The organism is Novosphingobium percolationis (assembly GCF_020179425.1).
Taxonomy (GTDB): domain Bacteria; phylum Pseudomonadota; class Alphaproteobacteria; order Sphingomonadales; family Sphingomonadaceae; genus Novosphingobium; species Novosphingobium percolationis.
Map to the genome: position 1 here is coordinate 1 of NZ_JAILYM010000031.1, position 285 is coordinate 285.

General features: G+C 62.8%; 1 pseudogene. It reads left to right on the forward strand.

Going from position 1 to position 285, the window contains the following annotated elements:
- Positions 1 to 285: pseudogene (locus K3A84_RS20275) on the forward strand (1-deoxy-D-xylulose-5-phosphate reductoisomerase); the annotation flags it as partial.

Here is a 285-nt window from a genome sequence, read left to right on the forward strand (position 1 = left end):
GCTGGCGCTGGCCAACAAGGAGACGCTGGTCGCGGCGGGCCGTCTGGTTACCGGGCTGGCAGCGCGGACCGGGGCCAGGATTCTCCCGGTTGATTCCGAACATTCGGCTGTTTTTCAATTGCTTGTCGGGGAGTCCCCGAAAACGGTTCAGTATGTGACCCTGACTGCATCGGGGGGGGCATTCCGGGATTGGCCGATCGAACGGCTACGCGATGCAAGCGTCGCCCAGGCCTCAAGCCATCCCAATTGGGCGATGGGGCAAAGGATCACCATCGACAGCGCAAG